The organism is Blautia sp. ZXY-1-C6 (assembly GCF_056339875.1).
Genome location: NZ_JBWJVQ010000203.1, coordinates 1 through 16005 on the forward strand (window position 1 = coordinate 1; position 16005 = coordinate 16005).

The following is a 16005-nucleotide window of genomic DNA, read 5'->3' on the forward strand; positions in this document are numbered from 1 at the left end:
CTCGGTTATGCATAATTCAAGTATATCATTCAAAGGATAAAAGTCAATAATTGGAAATATCGTTTTATCGCTGTTCACCGGTAAAAGTTTTACGGAGAACAGAGTGAATAGCAACGTTTTCATACACTGTCAGTATATAATTCCCCGTTTTCTCTTTACAAAGATTCACTTTGAGATATATAGTACATATATAATGTCAGGTTAAGAATGTTTTAGCACTGACATCATATCCACGAATTTTAAGGAAGTTATTGCCGGATACAGTAACTTAAAGGGGAAATTATGACTAAGAAACTAAGCACAAATGATATCTTTGCCAAAATTGAAAAAGGAGAACCGGTAGATGTAAAAGAAGTAGAATTTGTTTCTCCTGATACAATGAGGGATAAACTATATGCCAAGATCACAGAAATGCCTTCCAGCATTAATCATTTTGCAGATCTGTGTGGTATTTATCCTTCCCATCTTCATGAATTTCTGAAAGGAACCAAGAATCTCGGACGGGACAAACTGATCATCGTCTGTATCGTTCTGAAATTAAATCTCAGGGAAACCAGAGAAGTATTAAAATGTACACTGCAATCTGACTTTTATCCAAAAAACCAGAGAGATTTTATTATTATGTCAGGTATTAAAGCACATAGAAGTGTAGATGACATCAATGAACTTCTCATGAACAATGGACTTTCTATCTTATCCTGATTTATTGCTCATCTTATTCCTGCAGCAACGGGAATTGCTATATATTTTTCACAGAAAATCATTTATATTTTGATCCGGAAGTGATACAATGTATTACAGCTGACACGATCACTTACCGAAAAACGCGCCTGTTTTCTTCTCAGAGAGCAGGCGTTATATGTATTTACAGCAATATGAGGTTTCTATGACTATTTTAGATTATTTCTATCCCAGGCTTAAAAATTATATTGATTTTGATTTTACAGATCAGCTTTCTCCGCCCAGATTAAAAAAAGATGGAAATTACTATGCTACCTATGTTTCTGAAATCAGGCAGGAACACGCTGTCCTTTCGCCTGACAGATGCAGTGTAGTCCTGAAAGAGATTCCTGCTTCCTTAACTGAAATTTACAGAAAAATCAGTTCCAGATGGTCGCCTTATATCGAAACTGTGTATGGTGTTCTCTCAGAAAACGGACATTCTCTGGCAATCAACGAATTTATACAGAAACCCGCCTGCCTCAGTTATCCCACAAAGGAGCTTTCGGAAATGCGAAGCCTCACCCTGGAGGATTTTATTCTGAAAATGCGTACACTCTCCGAAAAAGAAGCACTTATTTTCCTTCTTCAGCTTTGCGAAGCTCTGGAAAATATTTCGGAACTTTCTCTGGTACATGGTGATGTTTCTCCTCAGAATATCCTGCTTACAGATGTCCTTCCCCTGAATTCCCAAAAGCAGCAGCCCACATCTTCCACCGGAAAAAGTATCACAGAACTATGCCGGAATGTAGCTGTGAAACTGATAGACTTTGATATTGCCAGAGAAGAAAAGGGGAGCCATCATATGGTCACTACCGTAGCAGGTACCAATCCCTATGCTGCACCGGAGATTCTGGATTACCAGACACCTACAGACAGAGTCGATATCTATTCTCTCGGATGTGTTTTTGCCTTTATGCTCACCGGTAAATCACCTAAACAGATGAGCAGAGAAGAATTTCAAAGCAGTCTGTCTAAATCAGTCCGCAAAATAATCAATAAATGTACTGCCGATTATTCCAGAAGATATAAGGATATTACACATTTGAAAAAAGATATTTCCGCTCTTTTGTCCACTTCCACAATGCCTGTTCCGGAATTTTTTCACATACTGCCAGGTCTTCGGAGTGGAAAACCATTGGAAATATGTATTTTTTCCCTGATTTACTGTGCACTTTTTCATCTTCTGATATTCCTGATCTGCCCCTCACCTTCACTTGCCTGGATCCTTCCTGCAGTAGCAGTTTCTGTAATCCTGACTACTGATGTTTTTCATCTTGGCAGACACTTTGCCTTTTATCAGCTTTGCCTTGAACAGCAGCCTGAATGGTGTTATCTTTTTAAGTTTCTGATCGGATTTGTGCTGCCGTTTACTGTTTTGAGAATGATATCATAAAAAACTTATAGAATTGCTATAAGCAAAGAGGTTATACATTATGGATTCATCTGTTATAGAAATTCTGAAAAGACAGCAGATACTGGAGACATTTAAATCCTCCGGATATGAAAAAGAAACAGAAATCAACTCCACACAATACGGTCAGAATATTCTCAGAGTCTGCCGGACATCTTCCTTTAAACGAAACAAATACAGGAAAAGGCTTACCGCTGCCTGTGCTTTTGCCATTGCAGCCGCTCTGTTTTCCGCTGCAAATGTGGGATATATATGGATAAGAAACGGAATTGCCACCTCTAATGCACGTCCTGCTTACCTGGAGCCTGATCCTGACGTAGACAACTCTTCCGATGACTATTACTCCACTTCTGTTCCACGTGCAGAGGCAGCCATGGAAGCAGGGGACTATACAAATGCAAAAAAGATACTGGACTCCAAAAAGGAAAGAAATGAAAACACCTTCGCCGGTGCCCTGACTTATTCAGAACTTTATAATAAGACAGGAGATTATGATAATGCCGCCCTGGTGATTCTTAATTTTCTGGACAAACATTACCCGCCTGTCAATATCCATTCTCAAAGTCCGCTTTATACAGACCTTCAGGATATTAAGGGGGAACTGTCTCCGGATGTACAGGAACGATACGATACATGCATGACAGAATGTAAAGCATCTGCTGCATTTTATGATCATCTGGATTCCCTTGTCAAACGGGAAGATTACCAGACTGCTCTGGATTCTGTGCAATTCCCGGAAACAGGAAGGTGCTTTTGATTCCACGCTTTTTACTTATTACGATTACTGTTATATGGGACTTGAAAAATACGAAGAATTCGCAGATTATCTCATGGAAATCATTAAGAACTACCCTTCTGATGTCTATTCCATGATAAAAGTACCGTCAGATGATGCTGTGACTTCAGGTATAAACAAAGTTTATCCTTATCTCTCTGCTGAAAAAAAGAGAGAAATTGATAATCTTCATGTTCTCACAAATACCGCTGATACTTCTGAGTAGCAGTCAGTCGGATACAAAATAAGTCAGGGAGGAGCACAGGCTCCTCCCTGTCAGTCAGTTACAGGTTTTTCTTCTTATAAATAAACCATGATGCTGCTACAGTAAACACCAGCAGATAAAGAAGCAGAATCCCAATACCAGTGTAATTCACCGCCTCACCTGATGAAATGCTTCTCATCAGATGGCTGGTCTGGGATAATGGCAAGGCTGATACAAACTTGCCTATAAATCCCGGAAGTTTCTCTGTTGAGAAAAAGGTGTTACACAAATATGCCATAGGCATAATGATATAATTGGAAAACCTCGGCACGTCTGCGTGGTTTTTTGCCAGAAAGGAGACCACCACGCCGATGGCTGAGAATACCGCTCCGTTCAGGAACATCACCAGAAAGGACCATCCGTTGAAAATCAGTCCTGTCTCAATAGGTGCTGTAAGAAGCAGTATGATTCCTCCTGCATACAGACCGCGCAGACTTCCCCCGATGATCTGTCCGGCAATAAACTGCCATAATGGTGTGGGGGAGATCATCACCTGATCAAAAGCCTTCTCATACAGTCTCTGTACGTTTAGGTTCTGCGCAATGGCGTTGAAGCTTCCGTTCATAGTTGTCAATGATACCACACCCGGAATCAGAAAGTTCAGGTATGGCTGTCCATGAGAAGTGGTCTGGATTCCCATTCCGAATACGATCAGATACATTAGCGGTGCGATCATTGCTGCCAGCGTGATCTTATAGAAGTCCCGGCGGAATTCTACCCACTTCTCCCATAATATTGTTATAATTCCCATACATTTTTCTCCAGATTATTCTAACTTTTTTCGCAGCCTCCGCAGGGGACTTCCCTGATTCAGTTAATATCTGCTATTTTGAAATCAAATGTTTCCCGGCTCTTTCTACAAAGACGTCTTCCAGTGTTGTCTCACGAAGAGACGCCTGCCCTGTAAGCTCTTCCAGATACCGGATTGCTTCCTGGCGTGTATGGAAATAGTGATTCTGTGTTCCATCTGCTGTCATCTCGTCTACTGCATAAGCACCAAGACTCTCGATCAGTGCAGACGGAGTACTTACCTCCTCCAGCTTACCATGATCCATCAGTGCCACACGATTGCAGAGACTCTGTGCTTCTTCCATATAATGAGTAGTCAGCAGGATCGTCAGGTTTTTCTCATTAAGCTTACGCAGAAGATTCCACATCTGTCTTCTGGAAAGAGCATCCATACCTGCTGTGGGTTCATCCAGAAGCAGGATCTCCGGATCTGTCAGAAGTGCCCGGCAGACCATCAGCTTACGCTTCATTCCACCGGAAAGCTTACGGACTGTACGCTTGCGGAATTTCAGCAGGTCACAGAACTCCAGAAGCTCCTCTGTTCTTTCCTTTATCTGCTTTCTGGGCATAAAATAGAGACGGCCCTGATATTCCATGATCTCATCCATATTCATATCCTGACGCATGGAATATTCCTGGGTGATCACACTAATCTTTCTTTTCAGATCAGGACGTTGTCTCGTAAGCTGCTGACCGTCTATGAGGATTTCTCCCTTTGTCGGAAGAAGAAGGGTTGAGAGCAGGCTGATGGTCGTTGTCTTGCCTGCTCCGTTTGGTCCGAGAAGACCAAAAAACTCACCTTTTTCAATTTTCAGGTTCAGGGAATCCACTGCTGTAAAATTGTCAAAAGTTTTCGTCAGATCTTTTGTCTCTATCATTTCTCTTCGGCTTTCTCTTTGGCAATGATCAGGGAATAATATCCTGCATCATCCGGAATTTCCTCTACGCTGTTGTAAATATGTTCATCCGGCATACCACAATTCTCTACCATACGGACTTCGCGGCAGCTTCTTTCAAGGATTTCCTTTACCTGATTCATCTTTCTTCCGGATTTCATAAGCACATAGGTTCCCGGCTGATCCAGTTCACTGTCAAGACGGTGAACTGCAGGCTGTACATGAAGGGGCTGATTCCACTCTGTAAGCGGGATATTCAGGCGTGCTGCTGTTGCGCAGAAGGAAGTGATGCCACTTACCAGTCTTGTCTCATATCCATCCGCTTCTACTCTCTTCTGTACATATGAAAATGTTGAATAGATAGTCGGATCTCCAAGTGTCAGAAATACTACATTCTTACCTGTATCAAGTGCTGCTTCCAGCGCCTTGGCTCCTTTTTCATGGTTCAGTTCCAGTTCTGCCTTATCATGTGTCATTGGCATATAGATTGGCAGGAGTTCTTTGTCTGCAAGCTCAGGTACTGCCTGTACTGCGATCTTATATGCAACTGTTTCACGCACCTCTGCGCCCGGTACCGCAATAATATCATTCTCTTTGATCAGACGCACTGCCTTTAATGTCATAAGTTCCGGATCTCCGGGGCCAACTCCTACTCCGTATAAAATTCCTCTCATTACCATATCCTCCTGTGATTTGCATATACATTTTTATGATATCAGAATTGCAGGAGCTGCTTCGCAGCAAAGCAATTCACAGATATTCATTTATTGTGCTCACTGTTCACTACGTTCTCAATGATGTTGCGTGCGGACAGCACCTTTTATTATACTAAAACAGGATAACTTTTTCAACGAGGTATTGACAATTAATTTCAATTGTGGGATGATGAAAATTATCGAATTTAAGTGAGGAAAGAAATATGAGAAAGATTTTTGCAGTTCTGGCAGCTTTGATCTGCTGTCTGTCAGTATGGACTTCTGTTCCTGCTGCACAGGCTTTCACTCTTGATAAAGAAGATGGGGAGTATTCCATCCAGGTAGAGCTGGAAGGTGGAAGCGGCAAAGCCAGTGTCACTTCACCGACTTTGATCACTGTGAAAAACGGCGAAGTAACTGCCGATATCCAGTGGAGCAGTTCTAATTATGACTACATGATCGTTGACGGTAAAAAATATCTCCCTGTCAATGAGGAAGGAACGAATTCTGAATTCCAGATCCCGGTTACCATTATGGATGAGAGCATGCCGGTAATCGCAGACACTACCGCCATGGGTACCCCTCATGAGATCAATTATACCCTGACTTTCTATTCCGATTCCATCGGTTCCAAAAGCCAGATGCCGCAGGAAGCAGCGAAACGTGTTGTTGCTGTTGCTCTTGTTATTATCATAGGCGGCGGGATTCTGAATTATTTCGTAAACAAGAGAAACCGTTGTTGAGCCAGGCGGACACCTGCATCTCAGTTCGGTTAAGAAATACAAAAAAGCTGCCATACGGCAGCTTTTTTTGTATTCTATATCTTTATTCAGCCATCTCCACTTCCAGCACATAGTCTACAGGATCCGGCAGTACAGGATCCGGGCCAAGGTCAACAAATGCGATATCCGGATAATCGCTGTGCACCCATAAAGTAGAGATCGGCACTTCATGTCCGTCATCCAGGGCACGTACTTTCACAATCTTATTCTTGTCAAATCCAATCAGCGGCAGTGGTCCTAATGTATTCTCATAAATATGGACATAATACTTATTTCCTTTTCTGGTAATACGTCCATAATCCGGTTTCGGAATATCTGCTGCCGGAGCGCATCCATAGATACTGTCATGGTTCTTATCCATCCAGCGTCCGATTTCCGCCAGGATCGCGGAGGATTCTTTCGGGAATTTACCTTTCGCATCAGGTCCTACATTCAGGATCATATTTCCACCTTTGGAAACACACTCTACCAGCTTCTTGATCAGCATGGAAGCAGGTTTGTAATAGTGGTCATTTGCGCAGTAGCCCCAGTTATTGTTCATGGTGAAGCATGCTTCCCATACCATCGGATTCCCTTCTTTGTCGCAGATTCCTTCCGGCGGGATGATCTGTTCCGGGCTTATAAAATCGCCATGATACGGTGTCGGATCGCATTCATACAGAGATCCTCTTCCCTCACCACTGACTTCCAGACGGTTATCAATGATGATTCCCGGCTGTAATCTGCGGACCATATCTATCAGTCTGGTTGCTCCCCATTTCTCGCCTCGCATATCGTCATAGGAAAAGTCAAACCACATAATATCGATTTTTCCATAATTTGTGCAGACCTCTTCCACCTGATTGTACATATACTCTATATAACGAGAAAAATCTCTGTTTTCATTACTGCATTCCGGATGGTTTCTCATAGGATGGATGCGGTCTCCGTAATGAGGATAGTCCGGATGATGCCAATCAAGTAAGGTGAAATACAGACCGACTTTCAGACCTTCTTCGCGAAGAGCTTCCACATATTCTTTGATCAGATCTCTTCCTGCAGGTGTATTGGTAACTTTATAATCTGTGTATTTACTGTCAAATAAACAGAAACCATCATGGTGTTTTGCAGTCAGAACCACATATTTCATACCTGCTGCCTTTGCCTCTTTTGCCCACTGTTTCGGATTATAGTCTCTGGCATCAAATTCTTTCATAAACGGAAGGTATTCTTCCTCAGGCATCTCCTCTGTACTGCGTACCCATTCTCCTCTTGCAGGAATAGAATATAATCCCCAGTGGATAAACATTCCGAAACGGGCATCCTGATACCATTTCATACGTTCTTCATATTCTTTTCTGTTAAACTGATACATGATTTTTATCTCCTTTATGTAAATGCAAATTCAATATCCAATCCTTTACATCTATACAATAATGTAATCCGGCAATACCAGAAGATGCTCACAGGTGTCATCTCCGGGCATCTTATTTATCGCTCTGTTACATTAATCTAAGCAGCATATCCCCGGTTCCTACATTGTAACCGCTGGTCGCATAAATCCCATTCAGGGTTCCATTCGTCACAATAATCAGCGGAAGTTTGTCCGGATCTACGTACATACGCCTTCCCAGAGTATTGATAATCTCTGAGAAATCATCATAATAAATCTGAATATTTTTTAACTTTGCAAGTGCTTTGGACAGTGTCGGTGTCTCCAGTGCTTCTTTGCTTCTCACTACAAAAATAATCTGCTCTGCATATCCTGCGAAAGCCTCTTCCTGCTCCATCATTTCATTTAAGATATGCTCAGTAGGCTCTTTTTCTTCTTCCAGAAACATCAGGATATGTTTCCCGTCTGCTGTAAGGTCAGATGCTTTCAACTCTGTACCATCCTCAGTTTTCAGCATGAATTCCGGCATGGAAATATTCTCCAGCATATCTTCCAGGTCTGCTTCCCTGAGTACCAGTTCAATCTCCTTTGTCTCTCCGGGCTGAATTTCAAAATGATATTCATTTGCAAACATATTTCCATTTGGGAGTCTGTTTGAAGTAAGGATCCTGTAGTTTCCGGATTCCAACGGCAGATTCAGGACCTGATCTTCGAAATTCTCTGCTCCCAGTTTCAGTGATGTATATCTTCCATTCTCCAGTTTTGCAATACTCCAATTCTGGAAATATTTCCACTGTGCAGTCTCTCCTGCTTTCAGGATCAGAGTACAGTTCTTCTCTGTTCTTGCAAGCACAGGAACAAATCTTCCGTTTTCCATATATTCCATAGAACGATCATGTGGATTCAGTCTTGCCGCTACTCCAAGGGTTCTCGCTATTGCAACAAACAGGATTTTCTTTGACAGGAAGCTTCCTGTACAGGTCCTTATGCATCCTGCCGGTGTTGTGATCACACTGGAACGCTCTTTCTCCGGTCTGGAAACAATTGCCTTCTCGATCAGATTCCAGATTCTGGACGGATCATCTCTCAGCTCCTGTTTCTCAGCTCTGGAAAAATGCTTCTTAATCTCTCTTCTGTATTTCTGAAGAACTTCATCATCTACTCTTGGATTTAACACATAAGATACAAAGGTATCCTTTTTCATCATACCATGATATGGAATCGACAGTTCCAGATGTTCCTCAAGAACGTCACTGATACAGTCAGTTCTGTCTTTCTCTGTGAGAACCCCCAGGAGATCTTCTCTGTATGAGGCAGCAATGGCTTCTTCTATCCTGTTTACCTTTTTTCCCAGGAAACGTTCACATTCCGGATTTGACCAGTTTCTTACCTTCTGCTCTCTATGTACATTGGCTGCTGCCAGACGCTTATTTCCCTTCGCCTTCTGTTCCGGAGTCGGCATGTCTGTGTTTACAGGTGCATCATGAGGAGCAAATATATCTGCTGCTGTCCATTCTTCTGATTCGCCGTCATTTCTTTTATCCTGCGGTACCAGACAAAGTTCACAGTTATCTTCTTTCTCAGTGTTCATAACTGTTTCTGCATAGAACCACTCGCCGTCAGAACACATTCTTGCGGAAATATGCAGACTTCCAAGTCCTGTTGTCAGTCTGGCAGTTCCCTTACTGTCTGTTTTCTTCTCTGCGATCGGTGCATACTCTGAATAGTTCAGTACCTCAAAGGAAACCTCAGCCTTCTCTGTGGGTAACCCCTGCGCATCCTTTACTGTTACTGTAATTTCTTTGGTTACTGCATACCTCTTCATTTCATTCAGCATGGTCACCATACCATCTGTGCCGATCACCTCGCCTTCCGGTATCTTAGTGTCAAACACACGTGAATGGATCATCATTGCTCTGGAAGAAGCGTTTGTAAACCATCCTTTATTCAGGATTTCTTCGGGCTCACAGGCTCCGAGGAAATACCATTTGCCGTCACACCAGATTTCTACCCAGGCGTGATTGTCATCGCAGTGAGACCACTTCGGTGCATATACCTGGCGGGCAGGTATGCCTACACTTCGCAGTGCATTTACAGTGAATACGGACTCTTCACCACATCTGCCATTTCCTCTGCGGTATACAGAAATCGCAGATAAAGTACGGTCATCTGTACAATGATAAGTAGCTTCTTCGGCACACCAGTAATTCACTTCCAGCGCTGCTTCTCTGAAGTTCATTCCCTGTATTCTGCTTCCGATCTCTGTGCGGAAATAAGTTCTGCACTGTGCGATCTCTTCCTCATTTACTCTGTGAAACAGCACATAATTCAGGAAGATTTCTTCCGGAAGATCTGCAACCTGTGGATTCTCTTTCCAGAGCTTCACACCATTCTCTGCATAGTCCAGAAATACTTCAAACGGATAATTGCCAATATCACTGTACGGCATAAACGCATATAAATATTTACATGCAAGCGCCACTTCCTCTGTACATTTCTGTAATTTCTCGTCTACAGGCGCAAAAACCCGGGGCAGGTTCTTTGCCTGCTCCAGGTAGTTCTCTTCAATTCGGCCCCTGTTCTCTTTTAAAAAAACTCTCGGTTCTGCCATTATAATTCCTCCAGAACTTTCTTTGCGGCACGGATATTATCTACATCCGTACGCCATATCTCATATTCGCTCAGCATCGGAAGTCCCATATTGACTCCGTCCTTGCGAAACTGCATCTCACTGTCAATGACTCTCTTTCCTGTCATATGATAAGCCCTGACTCCTGTAAGCGGATAGAGCTGGCGGATCACTTCTGCTCCAACGCCGCTTCCTGCCTGGATCGTGATACGTCCCTGACTCTTCTCTACCAGTTCCTTCAGCAGATCTGCCCCCTGCAGACATACATTTCGCTGGCCTGAAGTAAGGATCGTATTGATTCCCAGTGAGATTGCCTGTTCCATTGTTTCTATTGGATCCACGCATACATCAAAAGCTCTGTGAAGGGTCACCGACATATCCCCTGCCGCCTCCATCAGTTCTTTCATCTGTTCCATGTTTAATGTGCCATCCGGTTTCAGCACCCCAAATACAACACCTTCGGCACCCATTTTCCTGAAATCTTCTACTGCATGCTTTATCATGGAAAATTCTGCATCTGTATAACAGAAATCTCCAAAACGCGGACGGATCAGGGCATGAATCCTGATATCCGAACGCTTTCTTATCTCATCAAAAAGCCACGGTCCCGGAGTGGTTCCGCCGATGATCAGGTTGCCGCAGAGTTCCAGCCTGTCTGCGCCTCCCTCAACCGCTGCCATAGCAGATTCTACAGAATCTACACAGGCTTCCAAGATATATTCTTTCACGTACTTGCCTCCATCTTTTTCATTTAAGCCAGACAGATCATCCATTCTGCTGACTGATTTAACCAGATCAGCTAAGTCCCCCGAAGACTTAGCTGTATCAGAACAATTTCACCCCTGCTCTCTCCAGTGTACTCACGATCGTATCATCTGGAAATTCATCCGTAACAATTCCGCTGATATCATCAAAGTATGCATATTTATAGGAATCATTGAAATAGAATTTATCCCTTTCCATAACAACATATTTATGTCTGCTGCTGTACACGGCTGCTTTCTTTGTCAATCCGTCCTCTACCCCCAATGTAGTAATTGCACAATCAGTCATATCCACACCGCAGCTTCCTATAAATGCACGGTCAAAGCTATACTGTTTGATCACTTCTATCGTTGCAGCTCCCATAAATCCGTTTACTGTCTGGTACATTGTTCCCCCTGTACCGATTGCGGTAATGGATGGATTTGTGGCAAGAATCTGCAGGATATCTATCATATTACTTACCACTACCACACGCATATTTGACGCAGCAAGAAGCTTTGCCAGTTCAATATTTGTGGTAGAAATATCAAGGAAAATCGTTTCGTTATTCTTGATCAATTTAAATGCTTTGGCTGCAATTGTTCTCTTTTTGTCAAGGTTAAACTGGCGTCTGTCTACTACGTCTCTCTTCAGCGGATAATCCTGTGAAAGGATTGCGCCGCCATAGGTCCTCTTTAACTTACCGGCATTTTCAAGAATCTTAAGATCTTTTCGAATACAATCTTCTGTGACCTGAAACATCTCACTTAATTCCTTAACCTTGACTTTTCCGTTTTCACGAAGGCATTTCTCTATTGCGCTTTGTCTTTCCTCAGTAAACACTATTCTCATTTTCTCCCGTCTCTCAATCAGTTACCGTCATCTGCTAATGGACAGCTTTTAATCTATTCCTATGCTTTATTGTAACTTTAACAAAACCTAGAGCATGCCACGAAATGTCCTGGTTTGATTTCTTTCAATGGAGGCTGTGCGCTCTTACAACGGTCTGCACAGTACGGACAACGGGAAGCAAATTTGCACTCGTTTCCAAGATTGATTGGACTTGGAAGTGTTCCTTCTAGCATAATTCTCCTTCTGTTTTTTTCAATCTCCGGCTCCGGGATTGGAATCGCAGAAAGCAAGGCTTTGGTATACGGATGAACCGGATTGTTAAAGAGTTCTTCACTGTCTGCCAGTTCTACCAGATATCCCAGATACATTACGCCAATCCTGTCACTAATGTGTTTCACCATAGAAAGATCATGGGCAATGAACAGATATGTCAGCCCTCTTTTTTCCTGAAGTTCTTCCAGCAGGTTTACAACCTGCGCCTGAATCGAAACATCCAGAGCAGAAATCGGTTCGTCACATACGATAAAATCCGGATTTACTGCCAGAGCACGTGCAATTCCCACACGCTGTCTCTGTCCACCCGAAAATTCATGAGGAAAACGGTCTGCATGTTCTGCCTGAAGCCCTACTGTTTCGAGCAGACGTACCACTTGTTCTTCTTTATCCTTACGATTCTTTGCCAGACCATGCGCATCCAGACCTTCACCTACGATATCCATGATCTTTCTTCTTGGATTCAGAGATGCGTATGGATCCTGAAAAATCATCTGCATTCGCCCGGTTAGTTCATGTGCCTGTTTCCTGCTCATACTTTTGTCTACTTTCATGCCGTCAAAGGTAACGGTTCCCGATGTAGGCTCATAAAGGTGGATCACCGTTCTTCCAAAAGTAGATTTTCCACATCCGGACTCTCCCACAAGCCCGAGAGTCTCCCCTTTGAAAATCTGAAGCGTCACATCATCCACTGCTTTTAATGTCTGATTTTTGCCTACTTCAAAATATTTTTTCAGATGCTGCACATCGAGAAGCACCTGTTTTTCTGTTTTGTTGATTCCCATCAGGCTTTTCCTCCCTTCGCCCGCGGATCAAGGAGCCAGCAGGCTGATTTATGGTTTGAACCACAGTCTGAATATTCCGGCATGAACTGCTGGCATACAACCATGGTTTCATTACATCTTGCTGCAAACGGACATCCTTTCGGTGGATCCATCAGATCCGGAGGCGTTCCCGGAATCGCACGGAGACGATTGCCTTTTTCATGTGCTTTTGGAATGGATGCCAGAAGACCTTTAGTATATTCATGGCATGGATTTTTGAAAATTTCGTATACATCACCGGTTTCTACCAGTTTTCCGCCATACATAACCGCCACACGGTCTGCGATATTTGCCACAACACCCAGATTATGTGTAATGATAATAATGGATGTTTTTGTCTTTTTCTGTAAATCACGCATCAGGTCTAGAATCTGTGCCTGGATTGTTACATCCAAAGCTGTGGTCGGTTCATCTGCAATCAGCACTTTTGGATCACATGCCAGAGCAATGGCAATGACAACTCGCTGTCTCATACCACCGGATAACTGATGCGGATACTGTTTATAACGCTGCTCCGGATTAGAAATTCCTACCAGAGAAAGCAGCTCGATTGCTCTTGCTTTCCTCTGCTCTGCTGTCATATCCATTTTATGTGCTTTCAGCATTTCTTCAATCTGTTTCCCGATTCTCATGGTTGGGTTCAGAGAAGTCATCGGATCCTGAAATACCATAGCAATCTCAGATCCACGGATCGTCTGCATTTCTCTTTCTGTGTATTTAGTCAGGTCTTTGCCATTATACATGACAGTTCCCTCAGTAACTTTTCCGTTTTTCGGAAGAATCCCCATAATTCCTTTCATGGTAATAGATTTTCCGGAACCGGACTCTCCTACTACTGCCAGTGTTTCCTGTTCATTCAGATAGAAGTTTACATCGCGGACTGCCTGCACGGTTCCTTTATGTGTTTTGATATGTATTGTCAGATTACTGACTTCTAGTATTTTTCCCATGTTTCTACCTACTTTCTCATCTGCGGATCCAGTGCGTCTCTTAAACCGTCACCAAGAATACTAAAGCATACCATAATCAGCACGATTACGATTGCCGGGCAGACCAATACATGAGGATAATTCTGAAGAACCTGATATCCGCCATTGATCAGAACACCCAGTGATGCCTGCGGTTCTGCAAGACCAATACCGATAAAGCTTAAGAATGCCTCTGTAAAGATCGCACTCGGAATTGTAAACATAACCTGAATTACAATAATACCTACAGTGTTTGGAATCAGGTCTTTCATTATAATATAGAAGTTATTGCTTCCAAGGACATGGGAAGCCATTACAAACTCCTGATTTTTCAGTTTCAGAATTTCTGCACGTACCAGACGTGCCATATTTACCCATCCCGTAATGGAAAGTGCCGCGATGATCGTTCCTACGCCTGCTGGAAACGCCATCAGAAACAGAATTACAATAATCAGACTTGGGATACCAACCAGAATTTCGATAATACGCTGCATGATTGCGTCAACTCTGCCGCCAAGTAAAGCAGAAACTGCTCCATAAAGAACACCTACTACAAGGTCAAGCACTGCTGCCACCAGCGCAATCATCAGAGAAATTCGGGTTCCCATCCATACACGGGTCCATAAATCACGGCCAAACTGATCACATCCAAAGATATGCTCTTTTGTTGGCATGGAATATACATTGCTGTAATCTGTAAATGCAAAATCATATTTAGAAAAAATTGGTGCCAGAATCGCCAGTAAGATAATGACGATCAGAATAAATAAAGATACTACTGCCGCTTTGTTTTTTCGCAGTCTCGCCCAGGCGTCTGCGATCATGCTGGAAGCCGGTGCAGCGATATGCTCTTTCTCATCTGCTGCGACCTCTGCTTTTACGAACATGGAGTCCTTGATTATTTCGTTATTCATGCTTTAGTTCTCCTTTCCTCTCGCCAGACGGATACGCGGATCGATCAGAGAGTATATAACGTCAACCAGTAAAACAATCATCATATAAAATGCCGCATAAAAAATAGTGATACCCATGATCACCGGATAGTCATTTGCTTTGATACAGTCTACAAAAAGACTTCCGATTCCCGGAATACTGAAGATGTTCTCTACAGCCAGAGAACCAGTCAGTAAGTTTACCACTATCGGTCCAAGAACTGTAACAACCGGGATAATAGAGTTCTTTACTGCATGTTTCATCAGGACTTTCGCCTGACTGATTCCCTTTGCACGTGCTGTTACGATATAATCCTGATCCAGAACATCCAGCATTTCCGTACGCATAAATCGTGCCACCTGTGCAGTCGCTGAGAACGATAAAGCAATGGACGGCAGAATTGAACAGGACCAGCTTGTCCAGAATGCAATTGGCAGAACTCCCCATTTCAGTCCAATAAAATACTGAAGAAGGGCTGCCGCTACGAAGTTTGGAACCGAGACTCCCAGAACTGCCAGAATCATTGTGAAATAGTCAATTCCACTGTTATGCTTCCATGCCGCCAGAACTCCCAGAATCAAGCCCAGAGCCAGACCGATCAGGACTGCCTGAAGTCCGATCAGTGCCGATGGTCCCAGACGGCTTCCGATTACTTTTGCAACATCCTGATTTACATAGGTAAATGAAGTTCCCAGATCCCCATGGAGCATGTTTCCAATATATTTGACATACTGAACCGGTACCGAATCATTTAAGCCGTACATTTCCAGTACTTTCTCCTGCTGTGCAGGAGTCATGATGCTGAAACGCTCCGCATCAAAAGGTGTTCCGGGAAGATTTTTCATCAGGAAAAATGTACATGTGATAATGATCCATAAAGTTACCAGAATATAACCCAGACGTTTTAATACATATTTTACCATATGTCTGCCTTCCTTTCTTTCGTCAGATTCGTTCTTTTCAGAACTGTGTTTGTGAATACAAAAGGCAGGCAGCGATTCCCGCCGCCTGCCCTGTACATTTCAAGTAGATACTTTCACCTGCCAGTAAACCTAAAATATTCGTAATCTACTT

At 43.0% G+C, this 16005-nt stretch carries 16 protein-coding genes; 5 read left to right on the forward strand and 11 right to left on the reverse strand.

Annotated elements, in window-relative coordinates:
* Positions 1-282 precede the first annotated feature (282 nt).
* From AC075J_RS12060 to AC075J_RS12075, 4 genes are all read left to right on the forward strand, one after another.
* Positions 283-702, forward strand: coding sequence for a hypothetical protein (locus tag AC075J_RS12060; protein ID WP_055060095.1), 420 nt, complete (start codon positions 283-285; stop codon positions 700-702).
* Between the two features lie 157 nt (positions 703-859).
* Complete coding sequence (locus tag AC075J_RS12065) at positions 860-2116, forward strand: protein kinase domain-containing protein (protein WP_118569512.1); 1257 nt, start codon at positions 860-862, stop codon at positions 2114-2116.
* Between the two features lie 40 nt (positions 2117-2156).
* Positions 2157-2891, forward strand: a complete 735-nt coding sequence (locus tag AC075J_RS12070) for a hypothetical protein (protein ID WP_476390359.1) — start codon at positions 2157-2159, stop codon at positions 2889-2891.
* 34 nt (positions 2892-2925) lie between these two features.
* Positions 2926-3135, forward strand: a complete 210-nt coding sequence (locus AC075J_RS12075) for a hypothetical protein (RefSeq protein ID WP_476390360.1) — start codon at positions 2926-2928, stop codon at positions 3133-3135.
* Positions 3136-3193: 58 nt separating this feature from the next.
* Here AC075J_RS12075 and AC075J_RS12080 read toward each other — a convergent pair whose 3' ends face one another.
* From AC075J_RS12080 to cobI, 3 genes are all read right to left on the reverse strand, one after another.
* Positions 3194-3925, reverse strand: a complete 732-nt coding sequence (locus AC075J_RS12080; RefSeq protein WP_025578870.1) for an ABC transporter permease — start codon at positions 3923-3925, stop codon at positions 3194-3196.
* Positions 3926-3998: 73 nt separating this feature from the next.
* Positions 3999-4841 (reverse strand): ABC transporter ATP-binding protein, encoded by an 843-nt coding sequence (locus AC075J_RS12085; protein ID WP_118593020.1) that lies wholly within the window; start codon positions 4839-4841, stop codon positions 3999-4001.
* The gene (gene cobI, locus AC075J_RS12090; protein WP_118593021.1) at positions 4838-5533 is read right to left on the reverse strand and encodes a precorrin-2 C(20)-methyltransferase; all 696 of its coding nucleotides are present in this window, start codon (positions 5531-5533) and stop codon (positions 4838-4840) included. The genes AC075J_RS12085 and cobI overlap by 4 nt, the downstream gene beginning before the upstream one ends.
* 245 nt (positions 5534-5778) lie before the next feature.
* Between cobI and AC075J_RS12095 the strand changes: the two genes are divergently transcribed.
* A complete protein-coding gene (locus AC075J_RS12095) occupies positions 5779-6297 on the forward strand; it encodes a hypothetical protein (RefSeq protein WP_025578865.1) in 519 nt (172 codons plus the stop codon).
* An 82-nt stretch (positions 6298-6379) separates the two neighbouring features.
* Here the strand turns inward: AC075J_RS12095 and AC075J_RS12100 are convergent, their stop codons facing one another.
* The 8 genes from AC075J_RS12100 to AC075J_RS12135 all read right to left on the reverse strand — a co-directional run bounded on the left by AC075J_RS12100 (position 6380) and on the right by AC075J_RS12135 (position 15854).
* Positions 6380-7690, reverse strand: a complete 1311-nt coding sequence (locus AC075J_RS12100) for an alpha-L-fucosidase (protein WP_026649169.1) — start codon at positions 7688-7690, stop codon at positions 6380-6382.
* Between the two features lie 127 nt (positions 7691-7817).
* Positions 7818-10319 (reverse strand): transglutaminase domain-containing protein, encoded by a 2502-nt coding sequence (locus AC075J_RS12105; protein ID WP_476390361.1) that lies wholly within the window; start codon positions 10317-10319, stop codon positions 7818-7820.
* The gene (locus AC075J_RS12110) at positions 10319-11065 is read right to left on the reverse strand and encodes a copper homeostasis protein CutC (protein WP_008706301.1); all 747 of its coding nucleotides are present in this window, start codon (positions 11063-11065) and stop codon (positions 10319-10321) included. Before AC075J_RS12110 ends, AC075J_RS12105 begins: the two co-directional genes overlap by 1 nt.
* 97 nt (positions 11066-11162) lie before the next feature.
* Complete coding sequence (locus AC075J_RS12115; RefSeq protein ID WP_179979014.1) at positions 11163-11933, reverse strand: DeoR/GlpR family DNA-binding transcription regulator; 771 nt, start codon at positions 11931-11933, stop codon at positions 11163-11165.
* 77 nt (positions 11934-12010) lie between these two features.
* Positions 12011-12991 carry an ABC transporter ATP-binding protein gene (locus tag AC075J_RS12120; RefSeq protein ID WP_178687504.1) on the reverse strand — a complete coding sequence of 327 codons (981 nt, stop codon included), beginning with the start codon at positions 12989-12991 and terminating at the stop codon, positions 12011-12013.
* The gene (locus AC075J_RS12125) at positions 12991-13980 is read right to left on the reverse strand and encodes an ABC transporter ATP-binding protein (protein ID WP_173704151.1); all 990 of its coding nucleotides are present in this window, start codon (positions 13978-13980) and stop codon (positions 12991-12993) included. The genes AC075J_RS12120 and AC075J_RS12125 overlap by 1 nt, the downstream gene beginning before the upstream one ends.
* 8 nt (positions 13981-13988) lie before the next feature.
* Positions 13989-14912, reverse strand: coding sequence for an ABC transporter permease (locus tag AC075J_RS12130; RefSeq protein WP_173704152.1), 924 nt, complete (start codon positions 14910-14912; stop codon positions 13989-13991).
* 3 nt (positions 14913-14915) lie between these two features.
* Complete coding sequence (locus AC075J_RS12135) at positions 14916-15854, reverse strand: ABC transporter permease (protein WP_173704153.1); 939 nt, start codon at positions 15852-15854, stop codon at positions 14916-14918.
* Positions 15855-16005: the final 151 nt, after the last annotated feature.